16 protein-coding genes and 5 pseudogenes are annotated in these 16,843 nt (G+C 54.3%); 10 read left to right on the top strand and 11 right to left on the bottom strand.

Features of this window, described 5'->3' with window-relative positions; all coding sequences use genetic code 11:
• Positions 1-72 precede the first annotated feature (72 nt).
• The 6 genes from AC07U6_RS01140 to AC07U6_RS01165 all read left to right on the top strand — a co-directional run bounded on the left by AC07U6_RS01140 (position 73) and on the right by AC07U6_RS01165 (position 4,651).
• Positions 73-654 (top strand): TerD family protein, encoded by a 582-nt coding sequence (locus AC07U6_RS01140; protein WP_494762698.1) that lies wholly within the window; start codon positions 73-75, stop codon positions 652-654.
• Positions 654-1,826 (top strand): TerD family protein, encoded by a 1,173-nt coding sequence (locus AC07U6_RS01145; protein WP_494762699.1) that lies wholly within the window; start codon positions 654-656, stop codon positions 1,824-1,826. The genes AC07U6_RS01140 and AC07U6_RS01145 overlap by 1 nt, the downstream gene beginning before the upstream one ends.
• A gap of 22 nt (positions 1,827-1,848) precedes the next feature.
• The gene (locus AC07U6_RS01150; RefSeq protein ID WP_494762700.1) at positions 1,849-2,304 is read left to right on the top strand and encodes a tellurite resistance TerB family protein; all 456 of its coding nucleotides are present in this window, start codon (positions 1,849-1,851) and stop codon (positions 2,302-2,304) included.
• Between the two features lie 23 nt (positions 2,305-2,327).
• Positions 2,328-3,365, top strand: coding sequence for a TerC/Alx family metal homeostasis membrane protein (locus tag AC07U6_RS01155; protein ID WP_494762701.1), 1,038 nt, complete (start codon positions 2,328-2,330; stop codon positions 3,363-3,365).
• A gap of 59 nt (positions 3,366-3,424) precedes the next feature.
• Positions 3,425-4,003, top strand: a complete 579-nt coding sequence (locus tag AC07U6_RS01160) for a TerD family protein (RefSeq protein ID WP_494762702.1) — start codon at positions 3,425-3,427, stop codon at positions 4,001-4,003.
• Between the two features lie 72 nt (positions 4,004-4,075).
• Positions 4,076-4,651, top strand: coding sequence for a TerD family protein (locus tag AC07U6_RS01165; protein WP_494762703.1), 576 nt, complete (start codon positions 4,076-4,078; stop codon positions 4,649-4,651).
• Between the two features lie 112 nt (positions 4,652-4,763).
• On the opposite strand, the gene lplA is transcribed toward AC07U6_RS01165, so the two are convergent.
• Positions 4,764-5,780, bottom strand: a complete 1,017-nt coding sequence (gene lplA / locus AC07U6_RS01170; RefSeq protein WP_494762704.1) for a lipoate--protein ligase — start codon at positions 5,778-5,780, stop codon at positions 4,764-4,766.
• Between the two features lie 200 nt (positions 5,781-5,980).
• Here lplA and AC07U6_RS01175 point away from each other — a divergent pair.
• Positions 5,981-6,136, top strand: a pseudogene (locus AC07U6_RS01175) (DNA-binding protein); the annotation flags it as partial.
• 1 nt (position 6,137) lies between these two features.
• Here the strand turns inward: AC07U6_RS01175 and AC07U6_RS01180 are convergent.
• From AC07U6_RS01180 to AC07U6_RS01215, 8 genes and pseudogenes are all read right to left on the bottom strand, one after another.
• Entirely contained in the window at positions 6,138-6,497 is a 360-nt protein-coding gene (locus AC07U6_RS01180; RefSeq protein WP_494762705.1) for an MmcQ/YjbR family DNA-binding protein, read from the bottom strand.
• Between the two features lie 2 nt (positions 6,498-6,499).
• Positions 6,500-7,009, bottom strand: a complete 510-nt coding sequence (locus AC07U6_RS01185) for a thioredoxin family protein (RefSeq protein ID WP_494762706.1) — start codon at positions 7,007-7,009, stop codon at positions 6,500-6,502.
• Between the two features lie 75 nt (positions 7,010-7,084).
• Positions 7,085-8,026, bottom strand: a complete 942-nt coding sequence (locus AC07U6_RS01190; protein ID WP_494762707.1) for a ketopantoate reductase family protein — start codon at positions 8,024-8,026, stop codon at positions 7,085-7,087.
• Positions 8,027-8,166: 140 nt separating this feature from the next.
• Complete coding sequence (locus tag AC07U6_RS01195) at positions 8,167-9,636, bottom strand: pyridoxal phosphate-dependent decarboxylase family protein (protein WP_494762708.1); 1,470 nt, start codon at positions 9,634-9,636, stop codon at positions 8,167-8,169.
• Positions 9,637-9,650: 14 nt separating this feature from the next.
• A complete protein-coding gene (locus tag AC07U6_RS01200; RefSeq protein WP_494762709.1) occupies positions 9,651-11,036 on the bottom strand; it encodes a diaminobutyrate--2-oxoglutarate transaminase in 1,386 nt (461 codons plus the stop codon).
• Between the two features lie 453 nt (positions 11,037-11,489).
• A pseudogene (locus tag AC07U6_RS01205) lies at positions 11,490-11,675 on the bottom strand (iron chelate uptake ABC transporter family permease subunit); the annotation flags it as partial.
• A gap of 163 nt (positions 11,676-11,838) precedes the next feature.
• Positions 11,839-11,919 (bottom strand): annotated as a pseudogene (locus AC07U6_RS01210) (RNA polymerase subunit sigma-70); the annotation flags it as partial.
• An 89-nt stretch (positions 11,920-12,008) separates the two neighbouring features.
• The gene (locus tag AC07U6_RS01215; protein WP_494764492.1) at positions 12,009-13,334 is read right to left on the bottom strand and encodes a glycoside hydrolase family 10-like protein; all 1,326 of its coding nucleotides are present in this window, start codon (positions 13,332-13,334) and stop codon (positions 12,009-12,011) included.
• Positions 13,335-13,479: 145 nt separating this feature from the next.
• Here AC07U6_RS01215 and AC07U6_RS01220 point away from each other — a divergent pair, with 145 nt between their 5' ends.
• Positions 13,480-14,580 (top strand): mandelate racemase/muconate lactonizing enzyme family protein, encoded by a 1,101-nt coding sequence (locus tag AC07U6_RS01220; RefSeq protein ID WP_494762710.1) that lies wholly within the window; start codon positions 13,480-13,482, stop codon positions 14,578-14,580.
• A gap of 28 nt (positions 14,581-14,608) precedes the next feature.
• Here the strand turns inward: AC07U6_RS01220 and AC07U6_RS01225 are convergent.
• Together AC07U6_RS01225 and AC07U6_RS01230 are read right to left on the bottom strand one after the other, a co-directional pair.
• A pseudogene (locus AC07U6_RS01225) lies at positions 14,609-14,863 on the bottom strand (alpha/beta hydrolase fold domain-containing protein); the annotation flags it as partial.
• A 132-nt stretch (positions 14,864-14,995) separates the two neighbouring features.
• On the bottom strand, positions 14,996-16,093 hold the full coding sequence (locus AC07U6_RS01230) for a Fic family protein (protein WP_494762711.1): 1,098 nt from the start codon (positions 16,091-16,093) through the stop codon (positions 14,996-14,998).
• 297 nt (positions 16,094-16,390) lie between these two features.
• Between AC07U6_RS01230 and AC07U6_RS01235 the strand changes: the two are divergent.
• Both AC07U6_RS01235 and AC07U6_RS01240 read left to right on the top strand, forming a co-directional pair.
• Positions 16,391-16,630, top strand: a pseudogene (locus AC07U6_RS01235) (hypothetical protein); the annotation flags it as partial.
• Positions 16,627-16,749, top strand: coding sequence for a hypothetical protein (locus tag AC07U6_RS01240; RefSeq protein ID WP_494762712.1), 123 nt, complete (start codon positions 16,627-16,629; stop codon positions 16,747-16,749). The pseudogene AC07U6_RS01235 and the gene AC07U6_RS01240, both read left to right, overlap by 4 nt.
• Positions 16,750-16,843 lie beyond the last annotated feature (94 nt).

Genomic DNA, 16,843 nt, shown 5'->3' on the forward strand with positions numbered 1-16,843 from the left:
ATTTTCTACCTCAAGGATTGTGACGTAAAAGTCAGTCGCCTTTTTCATTACTCATCTTAAGGAATTATGACCATGGTTTCATTAAGCAAGAACCAGACTGTATCACTCAGCAAGCAGTCTTCCGCGATTAATAAACTGCATTTCGGCCTCGGCTGGGACCCAGTAAAGAAGAAAGGCCTGTTTGGTAAAATCTTTGGCGGCGATGGCGACATCGACCTCGATGCAGGCTGCGTATTGCTGGATAAATCAGGTAGCGAAATCGATACCATCTGGTTCCGTAAACTCAAATCCGACTGCGGTTCAGTGGTTCACAGCGGCGACAACCTGACGGGCGAAGGCGATGGCGATGATGAAATCATCAATGTTGACCTGTCGCGCCTGCCTACCGACGTTGAGTATCTGGCTTTTACCGTTAACAGCTTCCGCGGTCAGTCGTTTAACGATGTGGAAAACGCCTTCTGTCGCGTGGTGGATCAGGCCGGTAAAGAGCTGGCACGCTATCAGCTGACCGAGCAGGGTGCTCACACCGGTATCGTCATCGCCTCTCTGCACCGCAATCATGGCCTGTGGGATTTTACCGCCCATGGTAAAGCGTGTAGCGGCCGTACGATCGATGCGATGCATACCGACATCGTTGCAACGGTGGTGCGCTAATGAATATGACCCCGGGGGGCAATGCCCCCGTTCCCGCTCAGACGCTGACCGTGCGCGTGCTGTCCGGCGCAGCGGTTGATGCCTCCGCCTTCCGCCTGTTTGAAAACGGCAAGGTTCAGGGCGATGCGGATATGGTGTTCTACGGTCAGCCGCAGAACAACGATGGCACCATCAGTCTGAAAAATCAGGGTAATGACACGGCTTTCACCGTCGATCTCAGCCGACTGCATACCGCCGTGCAGAAAGTGGCATTTACCGTCACCTGCGACGGTGCGCAAACCGTCGCGGGCCTGCAACGTCTGGCTATTCAGGTAGAGTCCGCGGGCGAAGTGCTGTTAAACGGCACGGTCGATATCAGCGGGCGCAAGGAAGCCGCATTGATCCTCGGTGAGTTTTATCGCCGCAACGCCGAGTGGAAATTCCGCTTCATTGCCCAGGGATTCAACGGCGGACTGAAGCCGCTGGCCGAACATTTTGGCGTGGATGTGGCGGATACCCCGGTACCGGCTCCAGCGCCTGCTGCTGCTCCGGCACCAACGCCAGCGCCTGCTCCGGCCAATAAAATCAGCCTGAGCAAAGTGACGCTGACCAAAGAGAAACCGGCGATCAGCCTGACCAAGCGTGATAACTTCGGTGAGATCCGCATTAACCTTAACTGGCACCGGGCTCCGGCCTCATCCGGCGGGCTTAAAGGATTCTTCGGCGGCAACAAGGGAATCGACCTTGATATCGGCGCGTTTGTTGAGCTGAACGACGGCAGCAAAGGTGTGATCCAGGCACTGGGTAACACTTTCGGTTCGTTCCACGACAAGCCTTACGTGCATCTGAAGGGCGACGACCGTACCGGTTCGATTAGCGACGGTGAGTGGATGCATATTAACGGCCGCGAGTGGAAACACATTCGCGAAGTGCTGATTTATGCCTTTATTTACGAAGGCGTGCCAAGCTGGGATAAAACCGACGGCGTCGTGACGCTGCATATCCCGGACCAGCCGCCGATTGAAACACGTCTGACCGAAGGGCAGGACCGCCGCAATATGTGTGCGATTGCCCGCCTGGTGAACGAAAACGGCAATATCAAAGTCGAACGTATTAACCAGTTCTTTAAAGGCCACTCCGATATGGATGAAGCCTTCGGCTGGGGATTTCGCTGGAAAGCGGGTTCTAAATAATTATTCACAGAGGAAAATAGATATGGGTTTCTTTGATAAGGTAAAAGGCGCATTCAATACCAGCCGTGACGAGTTAACAAGGCAGGTAAGCCGCTTTAAGAATAAAAAATTCATGCAGGGCACCGTGGCCGTTTGTGCACGCATTGCGGTTTCCAGCGACGGCGTGAGCGCAGAAGAGAAGCAGAAGATGATCGGCTTCCTGCGTGCGTCCGACGAGTTGAAAGTGTTTGATACTTCCGAAGTTATCGAGTTTTTCAACAAACTGGTGACCAGCTTCGATTTCGATATCGAAATCGGTAAAGGCGAAACCATGAAATACATCCTGGCCCTCAAAGACCAGCCGGAAGCGGCTCAGCTTGCGCTCCGCGTAGGTATCGCCGTAGCGAAAAGCGACGGCAACTTCGACCCGGATGAGCAACGTGCCGTACGCGAGATAGCTATTGCGCTCGGCTTTGAACCGGCTGAATTCGGCCTTTGATGTCACACCTCTAAGGGTTAACTATGGTATCCACGCATATCGGCTTTCCAACTGAGACAGTCATTATTTTCGTAGTACTGGCTGTCGGAGCCATTCTTATTGACCTGTTCATGCATCGCGATGACAAGCCAATATCGCTGAAAAGTGCAGCGCTGTGGTCACTGTTCTGGGTCGCGGTGGCACTGGGCTTCGCCGGCTTCCTGTACGTTCATCACGGCGCAGAAGTGGCCAGCCTGTTCGTTACCGGTTATGCGCTGGAGAAAGTGCTGTCGGTTGATAACCTGTTTGTGATGATGGCAATTTTCTCCTGGTTCGCCGTGCCGGATCGTTACCGCCACCGCGTACTGTACTGGGGGATCATTGGTGCCATCGTCTTCAGGGGTATCTTCGTGGCGATTGGTACCGGGCTGCTCAGCCTGGGTCCTTACGTTGAGATTGTCTTTGCGATTATCGTGGCCTGGACCGCGGTGATGATGCTGAAAAGTGGCGATGACAGCGAAGAAATCGAAGACTACTCGCAGCATCTGGCGTACCGCATGGTAAAACGCTTCTTCCCGATTTGGCCAAAAATCAAAGGTAACGCCTTTGTACTGAGCCAGAAAGAAGTGGATGCCGAGCTGGCGAAGCCGGAAAACAAAGACGTGACCATTGGTCGCGGTGCGAAAGCCTGGCGCTATGCGACCCCGCTGTTCCTGTGCGTGGCGGTCGTTGAACTGTCAGACGTGATGTTCGCCTTTGACTCGGTACCGGCGATTATTGCCGTGAGCCGCGAACCGCTGATTGTGTACAGCGCCATGATGTTCGCTATCCTTGGTCTGCGTACTTTGTACTTTGTTCTGGAAGCGTTAAAACAGTATCTGGTACATCTGGAGAAGGCCGTTATCGTTCTGCTGTTCTTCATTGCGGTGAAACTGGGTCTGAATGCTACCGACCACATCTGGCATCATGGTTACAGCATCTCGGCAACGACCAGCCTGTTTGTGGTTCTGGGCGTACTGGCGGTGGGGATTATCCTTAGCGTAATGTTCCCAGGCAAACCTGATGCTGAGGAAGAAAAATAAGGGCGACGGCCCGTCTTCTGAAAACGAATTCGAATACATCTAATTATGAGGAAAATATAATGAGCGTTTCTTTATCCAAAGGCGGCAACGTATCTCTGAGCAAAGCAGCACCTACCATGAAAAATGTTCTGGTCGGTCTGGGTTGGGACGCACGTTCTACCGATGGTCAGGACTTCGACCTGGATGCGTCAGCATTTCTGCTGTCCGCCAGCGGCAAAGTTCGCGGCGATGCTGACTTCATTTTCTACAATAATCTGACGTCTTCCGACGGTTCCGTTAGCCACACCGGCGACAACCGTACCGGTGAAGGCGACGGCGACGATGAATCACTGAAAATCAAACTGGATCTGATCCCGGCTGACGTCGATAAAATCGTCTTCGTGGTGACTATTCACGATGCGCAGGCGCGCCGTCAGAGCTTTGGTCAGGTTTCCGGCGCGTTTATCCGCTTGGTTAACGACGACAACCAGACGGAAGTGGCCCGCTACGACCTGACCGAAGATGCCTCTATCGAAACCGCGATGCTGTTCGGCGAGCTGTATCGTCACGGCGCAGAGTGGAAATTCCGTGCGGTCGGTCAGGGCTATGCCGGTGGACTGGCATCCGTGTGTGCCCAGTACGGCATCAACGCATCCTGATAGCGTCACCTTTTGTTCCAACCGGGCAGTAAGACGCTGCCCGAATCACCCATTATCAGCAGGAGCATTAAAATGGCAGTTTCTCTCGTAAAAGGCGGCAATGTATCCCTCACTAAAGAAGCACCAACCATGAACATCGCCATGGCGGGTCTGGGTTGGGATGCTCGCGTAACCGACGGTCAGGACTTCGACCTGGATGCTTCAGTCTTTATGGTTGGTGAAGATGGTAAAGTGCTGAACGACAGCGGCTTTATCTTCTTCAACAACAAGCTGAGCAGCTGTGGCTCCGTTGAGCACCAAGGTGACAACCGCACCGGTGCGGGTGATGGCGACGATGAGCAGGTGAAAGTCGAACTGAGCAAAATCCCGGCCGATGTGAAAAAGCTGGTCTTCGCAGTTACCATCTATGATGCGGAAGCGCGTAAGCAGAACTTCGGCATGGTCAGCAACAGCTTTATGCGTATCTACAACAACGACAACGGCACTGAAATCGCCCGTTTCGACCTGTCTGAAGATGCCTCTACCGAAACCGCGATGATCTTCGGCGAGCTGTATCGCCACGGCGCAGAGTGGAAATTTAAAGCGGTAGGTCAGGGCTTTGCCGGTGGTCTGTCCGCGCTGGCTTCCCAGCACGGCGTAAATGTCTGATATTCATTCAATAAAAACCCGGCGAGTCCGGGTTTTTTTTCGTCCGCCTGCGGTGGCTGCGGCCAGGAACGAGCCTGGATTTTTAGGCCGCGAAAGAGACAGATATTGCCACTCAGCGCAAACTCTCACCCAGCCAGGTTGCGAGCTGTGTGAGCTCTTCCCGCTGCTGCGGAAACTCAGCGATCAACTCTTCGGCCAGCCGCGAAACGCTCTCCGGCTGATATTTCTTGCCCTGAAGCTTCTGCTGCAGCGCTTCCAGCGGTGCCGGATTCAGGCTGTCGGTATAAATCCGGCAGCGCTGAATAACGCCGCGCTCAACGTCAACGTGGATCTCCACGCCGCCCCAGCTGAAGCGGGTATCCAGCTGATGGGCGAAATCCGGGGCCTGGCCGAAGTTCCACTCCCAGCTGCTCTGGCGGGCAAAGGTTTCCGCAAATCCGGGCAGGTCGGGGAATGCCTCAGGAGAAATTAACTCAGGCTCACAGCACTCACCGTAGTAGTCAAAGAAGCATTTCGTGACAGTGTCACAAATTCGTTCGTAGCTGATATCAGGCTGAAGTTCCTGCAGATTCGCCACGCGGGAACGTACTGAGGTGATGCCCTTGGCCTGAAGCTTTTTCTCGTCGGGATTCAGATAGTCGGCCAGCCGTGACAGATCGGCGTTCATCAACAGGGTACCGTGATGGAAGCCGCGATCGCGGGTTTCGCGATAGGCTGAGCCGGACACTTTCCGCATGCCGTCGGCGGTGCTGACCACCAGATCGTTACGGCCGGAGGCTTCCGCCGTCATCCCCAGCGCTTCCAGCGCGCGCAGGATAATCCCGGTAGACACGCTTTTATCGTATTCCGGCTTGCCGGCCATAAAAGTAAAACAGCAGTTGCCGAGGTCATGAAACACCGCGCCGCCACCGCTGCTGCGGCGCGCCAGACGAATACCATCCTCTTCCATCCGCCGGGTATTGCACTCTTTCCACGCATTCTGCGCCCGACCGATCACCACCGTTTCCGCGTTGCGCCAGAGGAAAAGTACCCGCTGCGTGGCAGGCATTTGGCGGAAAATACACTCTTCCACGGCGAGGTTAAACCACGGGTCCCAGGATTCAGATAACAGTAAACGCAGTGAGGACATCAGTAACTCCATTCCATATTAAGGCCGCCGGATCATTCGCGACGGCGACCGACATGTCACCTTTGACTGCTTGCTCGTCTGCACCGCAGTGATGCAGGCTGCCAGTTAATGAGGCACCACAAGGTGAACGTGGCGCAGAAATCAACTTAACTCGTTGTTAATACTAATATTTAACTTCTGGCATAGCTTTTGTTCTTATGATGGATAAAGACTGCTTACATGATGAGGCAATGATTGAAATTCTGCGCGAAGATCCTGCTTTCGCTCGGGCTTATCTGCATCGGGCCTTCCTGGATATGGATGAAGAGGGTGGCCAGCAGGCATTTCTGCTGGCATTACGCCATATAACTGCTGCGCTTAAAAGCGCGGATGCTTATATTTCGGCACGCCGTTGAGCACCAGCCGCCAGGAATCATTCACCAGCTGTTCGACCAGTCCGGCAGTGATTTTCTCGCCCGGATGAACCGAGATCCAGTGGCGTTTATTCATGTGATAGCCCGGGTGGATCGAGTCATAGATCGCCCGGTGCAGCTCGCCCTGTTCCTGCTGGCACTTCAGGGTGATAATTTTTTCCCCGCGCAGCTCGGTGAGCAGCAGAAACATTTTATCCGCCACCTTAAATACCTGATGTTCCGGACCGAAAGGGTAGCTCGACACAGAGCCGGAAAGCAGTTCGGCGGCCGCAATCGCCACCGCATGGATCTGACAGCCTTCCATGATTAAGACTGCCGATGCTGTTGAATAACCGCCACGATATCTTCAACGGTATCCACCAGGCGTTCGCCCTGCTTATAGGAGGACAGGATGTCTTCATCACCGTTTAGCACCGACTGCGGGCGCTCAATAAAGGTGCCGATCGGCTTCAAATCGGCATCAAGGATCGCTGCAAACGGAATCTTCACTCTTTCCACGCCAAACTGCTGCTGAAAGAGCGCCGCCGCCTGGTCGCGGGTAATGATGCTCATTTTCACATCCGGTGCCAGACGGCAGAACGCCTGAAAAGCCGGCACGTTGCGCAGGCAGTCCGGGCACCACATTTCTGCGGCAACCAGCAGCGTGTAGCTGCCGTCCAGTCGTTCGATTTCGGCTTTCAGCTCGTCAGAGAGAAAGCCGACTCGTTCGGTTTTCGCCTGCTCGCGGAGCAGATGCTGGATCTGCTCATCATTGCCCTGGCGGATAAACTGTGGATAGTCGAAGCCAAGATCGATCAGTGTACTGAAATCTGTCACCTGCTGCTCCCAAAGGTAAAATAGTAGGATATCAACGTGCTGGACCAGGCTGACATATCAGCCTTGTGTTGGGTATTATGACGCTGCCGTCTGTGAAGGTGCCTGTCGCTGAAGCAGGTACACCTGTAAATTGACCCATACCGCATTCAGCAGCGGCGTCGCCAGCTGATGGCGTTGGGCGCGCTGAACCAGATCGCCAATTATCTGATCGGCTTCAATATCATATCCCTGCATCAAATCGCGATACATCGACGATGTCAGCGGGATGTCCGGGTTGCTGAGCCAGGTTAAAATGCCGTCCGTCTGCGCCTGACGATGCTGATAACCTTCAGCAATCAGGGTAGAGAGCACCTCATTAAACAGCCCGGTTAACATGGCCTGACCGCCGCCCGAGGTGACGATCTGGCTGGTATCGCCACGCGCCAGACAGGTTACGGCCCCCAGCGTGCTGAGCAGCAGCCATTTTTCCCACAGCTCGCAGGCGATGGCATCGCTGAGGAAGGCATCAAACCCGCAGCCGTGCAGAGTCGAATCAAGCTGCTGTAGCGCTTCGCCGTTATCACCGTTTAGCGCGCCGTAGTAGAGTTGATGGAGCGGAGAGAGCTGGACGATCTCACCCTCGGCGCCCAGCGTAGCATGAATTTTGCACAGCCCGCCGATAATGTGACGATCGCCAAAACGCTGGCGCAGTAAATCGATATGTCGCATGCCGTTGAGCACGGGCAGGATCAGCGTATTCGGTCCCACTGCCGGAGCGATATCCTCCATGGCCTGGTTCAGCCCAAATCCTTTAACCGTCAGCACGATGAGATCGTAAGGGCTGTTGATTTCAGAGGCAATAATGGTGGCGGGCCTGAGCTTTTCCCGGCCCTGCGGTGTCTGCAGGATCAGCCCGTGCTGGTTTATCTGCTGCCTGCGGCGCTCGCGCAGTAAAAAGGTAACATCCCGCCCGGCCTGCACCAGTCGGGCACCAAAGTAACCGCCGGTCGCTCCCGCGCCCACAATCAAAATACGCATAATCCACTCCATCGTTGCGAAACAAAATGGTCAAACTCCGTGAATCGATATGCTATCAATCTCCCGGCGCGATGAGCAACAAAAAAGCCGATGACATCGCTGTCATCGGCTTTTCGTTAAGTCCCTGAATCGGGCAGATATTACGCCGCGATTTGCTCGGCGGTTTTTTCTACCAGCGCCAGCAGTACTTTAATGTCTTCCAGCGTGACCGTCGGGTTAAGCAGCGTCAGCTTCAGGCAGGTTACACCGTCTGCTTCGGTTACACCGACGTTGGCACGCCCAGATTCCAGCAGCACATCGCCGATTTTCTGGTTGAACAGCGCCAGAGCCGTATCGCCCGCGTCGGAGAGCGCCTGCGTGCGGTAGCGGAACAGTACGCTGGCCAGCTGCGGCTGCATGACCAACTCCAGCGCGGGTTGCTCGCTCACGTACTTAGCGACTTCCTGCGCCAGCGTCACACCGTGATCGATGATCTCCGCGTACTGTTTCTGGCCCAGCGCTTCCAGGCCCATCCACAGCTTCAGTGCATCGAAGCGGCGGGTGGTTTGCAGCGATTTAGACACCAGGTTAGGCACGCCCTGAGCTTCATCGAACTCGGAGTTCAGGTAAGCAGCCTGATAGCGCATCAGCTCGTAGTGACGCGCTTCCTTCAACAGGAAAGCCCCGCAGCTGATGGTCTGGAAGAACTGCTTGTGGAAGTCCAGGGTAATGGAATCCACCAGCTCCAGCCCGTCCAGGTAGTCGCGATACTTCTCGGACAGCAGCAGTGCGCCGCCCCAGGCCGCATCAACGTGAACCCAAATCTGCCGCTCGGCGGCCAGCTCGGCAATTGCCCGCAGCGGATCGATAGCGCCCGCGTCGGTGGTACCGGCAGTGGCTACGATAGCCAAAATCTGCTCGCCGTTGGCATCCGCCTGCGCCAGCTTCTCCTGCAGATCGTTAAGATCCATACGGGAGAAGCGGTCGGTATTCACCAGCGTCACAGACTGATAGCCCAGACCCAGCAGCGCCATGTTCTTCTGTACGGAGAAGTGCGCATGCTCGGAGCAAAGAACACGGATTTTCTTCAGGTTGCCGACCAGGCCGTCCTGCTGAATAGAGTGTCCCTGGCGGGCAAAGAAGGCATCGCGTGCCAGCATCAGGCCCATCAGATTGCTCTGGGTGCCGCCGCTGGTGAATACCCCGGCATCGCCGGGATGATAGCCAACCTGGGTACGCAGCCATTCAATCAGCTTCATCTCAATGATGGTCGCTGACGGGCTTTGATCCCATGAGTCCATACTCTGGTTAGTGGCGTTAATCAGCACTTCTGCCGCCTGGCTTACTACCAGGCTAGGGCAGTGCAGATGCGCCACGCACTGCGGGTGATGGACCGCAAGGCTGTCTTTCAGGAAGTACTCAATTGCACGCTCAATCGCGGCCTGATTACCCAGCCCCTGCGGATTGAAATCAAGCGTAATACGCTCGCGCAGTTCGGCAACGGTTTTGCCCTGATACATTTCGGGCTGCTGCAGCCACTGGGCTACCGCTTCGCTACTCTGGGCAATCGCCTGGCGATAGGCTTCGGTGCTTTGCGCCGAACCGGCCAGAATCGGGTTTAACCTGGACATCGAATTCACTCCACTCAGACCGGTTTTACGCCGCTGGCGAGCAGGGCGTTTTCAAATTTATCCAGGAAAATTTCCAGCTCGCTGTCGCTGATCAGCAGGGAAGGCAGCAGGCGCAGTACGCAGCCGTCGCGTCCGCCGCGTTCCAGGATCAGGCCGTTTTCGAAGCATTTTTTCTGCAGCAGCGCGGACAGCGCGCCGTCAGCCGGGTAGCAACCCATATGATCCTGTGCTTCGTTTGGCTTGACGATCTCAATACCAATCATCATGCCCAGACCGCGAACGTGGCCAATAACCGGGTAACGCTGCTGCATCTCAGCCAGTTTACCTTTCAGCCATTCGCCCTGAGCTGCCACTTTACCGGCAACATTGTGCTCTTTCAGGTGCTTCAGCGTGGTCAGCCCGGTAGCCATCGCCAGCTGATTGCCGCGGAAAGTACCGGTGTGGTGGCCAGGAGACCAGGCATCGAACGCTTTCTTGATGCCCAGCACGGCCAGCGGCAGACCGCCGCCCACGGCTTTCGACATCACGATAATGTCTGGCTCAATGCCCGCGTGTTCAAAGGCAAACAGCTTACCGGTACGGGCAAAGCCAGTCTGTACTTCATCAAGGATCAGCAGAATGCCGTGCTCACGCGTCACTTTACGGATGCGCTGCAGCCACTCGGCAGGTGCCGGGTTCACTCCGCCTTCACCCTGAACGGCTTCAAGAATGACCGCCGCAGGTTTACGCACGCCGCTTTCAACATCGTTGATCAGGTTGTCGAAGTAGTAGGTCAGTGCTTTAACGCCGGCGTCACCACCGATGCCCAGCGGGCAGCGGTATTCGTGCGGGTAAGGCATAAACTGCACCTCCGGCATCATGCCGTTTACCGCTTCTTTCGGTGACAGGTTGCCGGTTACCGCCAGCGCGCCGTGGGTCATACCGTGGTAGCCGCCGGAGAAGCTGATCACGCCGGAACGACCGGTGACTTTTTTCGCCAGCTTCAGCGCGGCTTCAACAGCGTCAGCGCCGGAAGGACCGGTGAACTGCAGGCAGTATTCTTTACCCTGACCTGGCAGTAAAGAGAGCAGGTATTCTGAGAAGCTGTCTTTCAACGGCGTCGTCAGATCGAGTGTATGTAACGGCAAGCCGCTGGTAATGACATTTTGGATGCTTTGCAGGATATCAGGATGGTTGTGGCCCAGAGCCAGCGTTCCCGCACCGGCCAGGCAGTCAAGATATTGATTATTCTCAACATCGGTAATCCACACGCCTTCTGCTTTTGCTATTGCAAGCGGCAGCTTACGCGGATAACTCCTAACATTTGACTCAAATTCAGCCTGGCGCGCCAAATAAGTTTCATTGTTTCCTTTTAATGAATCTGCACCGAAATTATCAATACGGACTTTATCCGTCATCATATCTCTCCTACAACCGTGAGTTTCAGAACGTCACAGTTGAATAAATGAATGAAAAGTTAACTGCTGTGAAAAAACGCGGCCAATATAGGCCATTTTAAGTCGCTACTCAATGATTAATTTTAATTACTTCCCATTATGATTTCTCTATAACAATCAATACGTTGTTGATTTGCTGAACAATCGCTTTTTGTACAATTCGTTTTAGTCGCTTTATGCATAAATTTTCGCTCTGTGGGTATTTTAGGCAATATGAGAAGGCAAAAATGCGAATAAAAAAGAAGCGAAATGGATAAATTTCGAGCAATATCAAGGCGAATTGCTCAGTTTATCAGCAAATAAAGCACGGGAATTGTGGAGGTTTACAGATGATGATGTTGCGGAATTTGCATGATAGTGGCGTCACCATTATCCAGCAGCGCAGTTAACGGCACCTGCAGGGCAATGCGCAGTTGTTCAAGCATACGTATCGTTGAACACCATCAGAGGCCCGCCGTCAGGCACGGCGCGCAGCAGATAAATAAACCAGGGCGCGCCGATAAAGGTGGTGAGCAGCCCCGCCGGGATTTGGTTCGGGAACATCACGATGCGGCCGCACCAGTCGGCAATCAGCATCAGTAAAGCCCTGATAATCGCCGCTATTTACCGGTCAGAACGCGTACGCTGATTGAATTTATTCAGCAGGGGCTTTCCGATCCGGCACATCTGAACTCAACGTCACAGCGCAGTCAGCACCAGTCATAAAACTGGCGGACATTAACTTACGCCAACAGGGTTGCCAGGCGGGCCGCGAAACCCATAAAAGCGCGGCGGCTTCCGTCAGGCTCATTTCGCGCAGGTGAACGTGTTCAACAATTTCCCGCTGCCGCAAAGGTAGCTGGCTCAGTACGACCGGGCCCTTTGAGTGCCGGTCTGGTTGACTCCTTAATCAGTTCGCAGCGGCAGATAAAAAAGTTGCGCCGGGTAGAAAAAAATCTATTCGCCCCAGCGCTTTATCAGATAGTTGACCGCTTCCTGCGTCTGCGGCTGATTCAGGTAGTTCTCCCGGAACAGGATGGTGCCACTGATTTGTGGCAGCGACTCATTCAGATCGAGCTGTTTCTTCAGCTCCGGCACGCCGCCGCCGATGGTCCAGTCCGGCTCGTTTTTCGACGGTTCGCCAACTTTATACAGCGCAATGCCGATATAGAGCCGGGTTTTGGTCGGTTTCACCACCTCCGCCCACCACTTCGCCAGCACGTCATAGCGGGCGGCTTCGCGGGCGAAAGGCCAGTAAATTTGCGGCGCAATGTAGTCCAGCAGGCCCTGCTGCACCCAGCGTCGGGTATCCGCATAGGATTCGTCATAGGCGGCAGCCCCGCGCGTGTCGGACCCTGCGGCGTCGTGGGAACGATTGCGCCATACGCCAGCCGGGCTGACGCCAAATTCGACATCGGGCTTCAGCTGTTTAATGGTGCGGGAAACCTGTTCAATCAGCAGCTGGGTGTTGTGCCGCCGCCAGTCGGCTTTGGAAGCAAAGCCCTGGCCGTACTGCCTGAAAGTCTGGCTGTCGTTAAGCGCAGATCCGGGTGATTCGGTATAGAAGTAATCATCAAACTGCACGCCGTCGATGGGGTAGCGCGCGACCACCTCCGCGACAATACTGGTGATCCAGTCGCGGGCGTCGGGAATGCCCGGGTCAAGTACATAGCGATCGCCGGAAGTGCGGACCCAGTCGCGGTGCAGCACAAAGACGCTGGCCGGATTCTGTGACAGGGTACGGTTCAGCTCCGCAACGGTGCCGGGTCTGGTATTGACCGTCACGCGATAGGGGTTGAACCAGGCATGAACCTTGATGCCGTGCCGGTGCGCTTCATCCAGCATAAACTGCAGCGGATCGTAGCCCGGGTCCCGGCCGATTTTTCCGGTCATCATATCCGACCACGGCAGGATTTTTGACGGCCACAGCGCGGTACCGTCGGGTTTCACCTGGAAGAACACCGCATTAATACCGAGGCTTTTCAGCTTATCCAGCTTGTCGGTCAGCGCTTTTTTCTGCTGGCTGATGCGTACGGCATCGTTGCTGATATTGACCGACGCGATCGGCGGCCAGTCCAGGCGGGAAACGGTGGTTAACCACACGCCGCGCATCGGCTGCCGGCTTTGTGGCGATATCTGAGGCTGATTCGCTTCGGGTGTCAGCGGCGTGACCAGAGAAACCGGCGGCTTGCTGGCACAGCTGACAAGAAGCAGCGCGGCCGCTATAAGCAGGCCCGACTGGCATTGAGCCCGAGGCGTGAGGTTACGGAACCGGACGATGATGGACTTCCTTATTTAGGCCAGAGTTAAGTGAACGGTATTTTCTTATTATTTATAGTGAAGTCAATGTAGCATTTTGCGCACGAATAAGCGCTTCGCGCTCGCCATAAATTTATATTGTAAATGCCCACCACGATAACGAGTGAGCATGATGAAAATCAGCAAAATCGAAACCATCCCGTACCGTATTCCCTACACCAGGCCGTTGTCTTTTGCCACCGGAACCATCACCGCCGTCGAGAATGTATTCGTTCGTATTCACACCGATGAGGGGATTGTCGGCGAGGCGGATGCTCCGGCGCGGCCTTATATTTACGGTGAGTCGCAGCAGTCGATTATCACCGCCATTAATCAGTGGTTCCTGCCTTCGTTGAACGATATTGACCTGTTTGATAATGAGAAAGTAGGTCACGCCATGTCCTGGGTCACGGATAATCCCGCCGCCCGAGCCGCCGTTGATTTGGCTATCTGGGATGCGACAGGTAAATATCGCCAGATGTCATGTAGTCAACTGCTGGGAGGATGGTGTGATGAGATCCGCGTCAGTCATATGATTGGCCATGATATACCGCAAAAGATGGCGGAAAGCGCAGTTTTAATGGCGGAAAAATATGGTATCAACACTTTCAAAGTTAAAACCGGGACGGCGCTGAAAACCGATATTCTCGCCTGTAAACTGATAAGAAAAGCGTTGCCCGAGGCGAATCTCTACCTTGACGCCAACCATGGCTGGTGCTCCGCCGAGGCGATTGCTGCCGGACTGGCGCTGAAAGATGAGGGGTTTTTATTCTTCGAAGAGCCGTCACCGGCAGCGGACAGAATCGGGCGCAGGAGGCTCAATCAGCATCTTGATCTTCCCGTTTGCGGCGATGAGAGCTGCCGCTCGCTTGAGGAAGTGGGCAGGGAGATTAGCGATAATATTGCCAGTATGATCTGTATTAAAACGGCCAGAACCGGCTTCAGCGAATCCAGGAAAATTGCCGCCCTGTGTGAAGGTTTAAACGTGCCGGTGTACGTTGGCAATCAGGGGGATACTAAAACCGGCACGCTGGCCAATATTCACTTTGCCTGTAGCTTGCGCCACACCAGTCTTTATGCGGCAGAATTGACCAACTTCCTTGATATTGCAGATGATTTACACGCGGAGGATATTCCGATAGTGGCAGGGAAAATTAAGCGGCCAACAACGGCGGGGATGGGAATCAGTATCGATCCGGGCAAACTCAGTTATTATCGCTGTGATAAGTAGACGAGAGTTGAGCCTGCCCGTGATGAGATTATTTCAGATGCTGTTGCAGTTCGACGCCTGCCTGCGACAGGGCGGTTTTCACCGTTGGATCTTCGCTTAACGGGTTCAGTAAGCCGTAGCGGGTGACGGTCACCGGCACACCTGCTGCATCCAGCTTACGTCCAAAGGTTTCACCCTCGTCACGCAGCATGTCCAGCTCCGCCGTCTGGATCAGCGTCTGCGGGAAGCTTTTCAGCTGTTCCGTGCTGGCTTGCAGCGGGGAGACCAGAATGTTGTTTCGATCGGCCGTACAGAAACGTAGTGAAAAGCGTGGGGAGCACCGGTGCTGCCGCCGGCACTGATTCTGTTACTGGTTGTGGCTTTCGTCATCACCTGGCGGGCACGACAGCATGGATTTCGGGCAGGTGCGCGGTCTTCATTGCCGCCGGTTTAAACCGTAGCGTGTGCTGCGCCCGCCACCGGGGCAGGCCAGCAGATATCCCAGTTCGACCAGCTGTGCCAGATGCCGCGTGGCGGTGGCGCGGCTGACCTTTGCCACCGCCTTGTACTGACTGTTATTGATGCCGTCGCTAAAATCGCCGTCCAGAAGACGGTTCAGTACTTTAATCTGATCGGCACCAATCTGCGCGGCGTCGAACTGCTGCCAGTAGCGAGTCTTAAACACCGTTTTATCGATAATCGCCAGCGTTTCTTCAATAGATACTCTGAGCATGTCGATAAACCAGCTCAGCCAGACGGTGATATCCAGCTCGCCGCGCTGGGTATTTTCCAGCACCTGATAGTAGTCCTGCCGATGGAGATTAATCGTGCGGGACATCGCGTAGAGTCTGACCGTGTTGCTTTCCGCCTGTGCCAGCGCCAGGTCCATAATCAGGCGGCCAATCCTGCCGTTACCGTCCTCAAAAGGATGAAGCGTTAAAAATCTCAGATGGGCAATCCCGGCACGCAGGAGCGGGTCTAATTCCGGGTCGTCGCGGCTCGCATTAAACCACTGTAAAAAAGCATCGACATCATCGGCAATAGAGGCGCTGTCCGGTCCTTCAAAATGAACAACCGGTTTTTCAAGGCGCCCCGAAACGACCTGCACCGGACCGCTTCGCAGCTGGCCGCCGACGATGGGATACAACAGACCGGAACCGGCGGGGAAAAGCAGGGCGTGCCAGTGCAGTAATCGCTCCAGAGACAGCGGCTGGTCGAGGTTTTCAATAGCATCCAGCGCCGATGCCACCAGGCCTTCGGTTTTTTTATCCACGGCATAGGTCATGCCGTCCTCGATACCGAGATGATGCGCCAGGGAGGATCGCACAGAATGGGCGTTGACGCGTTCTCCTTCGATATCACTGGAGTAGAGAATGTTGGCAAGCATGTTATCCAGCGTGCTATTTGCCTCATCCAGCAACATGCTGCTACCGTAGAGTTTTCCCTGCAAAAAACGCGTAGCGCGCAGCAGCGGTTCAATACGCTGACGATCCCAGCTGAACGCCGGCCAGTTTTCCTGCTGCCAAATCCACATACTGCGGCTCCTGAGCTAAATAGAAACCTCATTCTACTCATATAATGAGTCAAATGTAATGCGTATTTGCATCATGGCAGGATGAAGATGAAATGATGTCGCTACGTGAATTGTCACTATCCCACACGATAAGCTTCAGAATTCGCGTAGCGCGATCGTTTTTAAACGAAAAAAATCGAGACAAAAGGGCCATCAAAGTGCGTATTCATCATTCTACTAAAACCAGAAAGCTTTACCGTAAGATCAATACAACCACCTGGGACGTTGATCGGAACGATCACGGCGGCGAGTACCGCTTTCTATATGGTTATGCTGCGAAGAAAAGAATGGCGCAGCTATGTTCGCTGCGACGAATCGAGTTTTTACAGTGGGTTGTGCATCGATGATGCAGGTTTATTACAAAAGGTGAACCCGGCATTTATCGCAGAAGACATTCCGGTGAGCTGCGATTGCTGCACTTATACATTTAACGGCGAACCGGTACTGGTTAGTAGTAAGAACTGGATGAAGTCATATGAAGAGGAGAATTGGGAATGATGGATTCTGGTTATGCAGCAAGCCAGTGGAACGGTTTTAGGAGAAACTTCGGTCGTTATTTGAAGGGGGAGGCAATGTGGCTGGGTGTGGTGCTGCTGCTGATAGTTAATTTAACATAATATACATTATGCGTACCAAGGCTGTAGGGGCTCAATCCTAATGTCTGCGCTACATTAACTCTGTGGGGTTTAATCTTTCTTTTTCCGGGGGATT

This window comes from Erwinia sp. GW821-FHT03D09 (assembly GCF_059420805.1).

Excerpts from the sequence above, each read along its gene's own strand:
- AC07U6_RS01155 (WP_494762701.1), top strand. The coding sequence starts at position 2,328 with ATGGTATCCACGCATATCGGCTTTCCAACTGAGACAGTCATTATTTTC.
- AC07U6_RS01140 (WP_494762698.1), top strand. The coding sequence starts at position 73 with ATGGTTTCATTAAGCAAGAACCAGACTGTATCACTCAGCAAGCAGTCT.
- AC07U6_RS01230 (WP_494762711.1), bottom strand. The coding sequence starts at position 16,093 with ATGTGGATTTGGCAGCAGGAAAACTGGCCGGCGTTCAGCTGGGATCGT.
- lplA (WP_494762704.1), bottom strand. The coding sequence starts at position 5,780 with ATGTCCTCACTGCGTTTACTGTTATCTGAATCCTGGGACCCGTGGTTT.
- AC07U6_RS01200 (WP_494762709.1), bottom strand. The coding sequence starts at position 11,036 with ATGATGACGGATAAAGTCCGTATTGATAATTTCGGTGCAGATTCATTA.
- AC07U6_RS01195 (WP_494762708.1), bottom strand. The coding sequence starts at position 9,636 with ATGTCCAGGTTAAACCCGATTCTGGCCGGTTCGGCGCAAAGCACCGAA.
- AC07U6_RS01160 (WP_494762702.1), top strand. The coding sequence starts at position 3,425 with ATGAGCGTTTCTTTATCCAAAGGCGGCAACGTATCTCTGAGCAAAGCA.
- AC07U6_RS01240 (WP_494762712.1), top strand. The coding sequence starts at position 16,627 with ATGATGGATTCTGGTTATGCAGCAAGCCAGTGGAACGGTTTTAGGAGA.
- AC07U6_RS01145 (WP_494762699.1), top strand. The coding sequence starts at position 654 with ATGAATATGACCCCGGGGGGCAATGCCCCCGTTCCCGCTCAGACGCTG.
- AC07U6_RS01190 (WP_494762707.1), bottom strand. The coding sequence starts at position 8,026 with ATGCGTATTTTGATTGTGGGCGCGGGAGCGACCGGCGGTTACTTTGGT.
- AC07U6_RS01150 (WP_494762700.1), top strand. The coding sequence starts at position 1,849 with ATGGGTTTCTTTGATAAGGTAAAAGGCGCATTCAATACCAGCCGTGAC.
- AC07U6_RS01165 (WP_494762703.1), top strand. The coding sequence starts at position 4,076 with ATGGCAGTTTCTCTCGTAAAAGGCGGCAATGTATCCCTCACTAAAGAA.
- AC07U6_RS01180 (WP_494762705.1), bottom strand. The coding sequence starts at position 6,497 with ATGGAAGGCTGTCAGATCCATGCGGTGGCGATTGCGGCCGCCGAACTG.
- AC07U6_RS01220 (WP_494762710.1), top strand. The coding sequence starts at position 13,480 with ATGATGAAAATCAGCAAAATCGAAACCATCCCGTACCGTATTCCCTAC.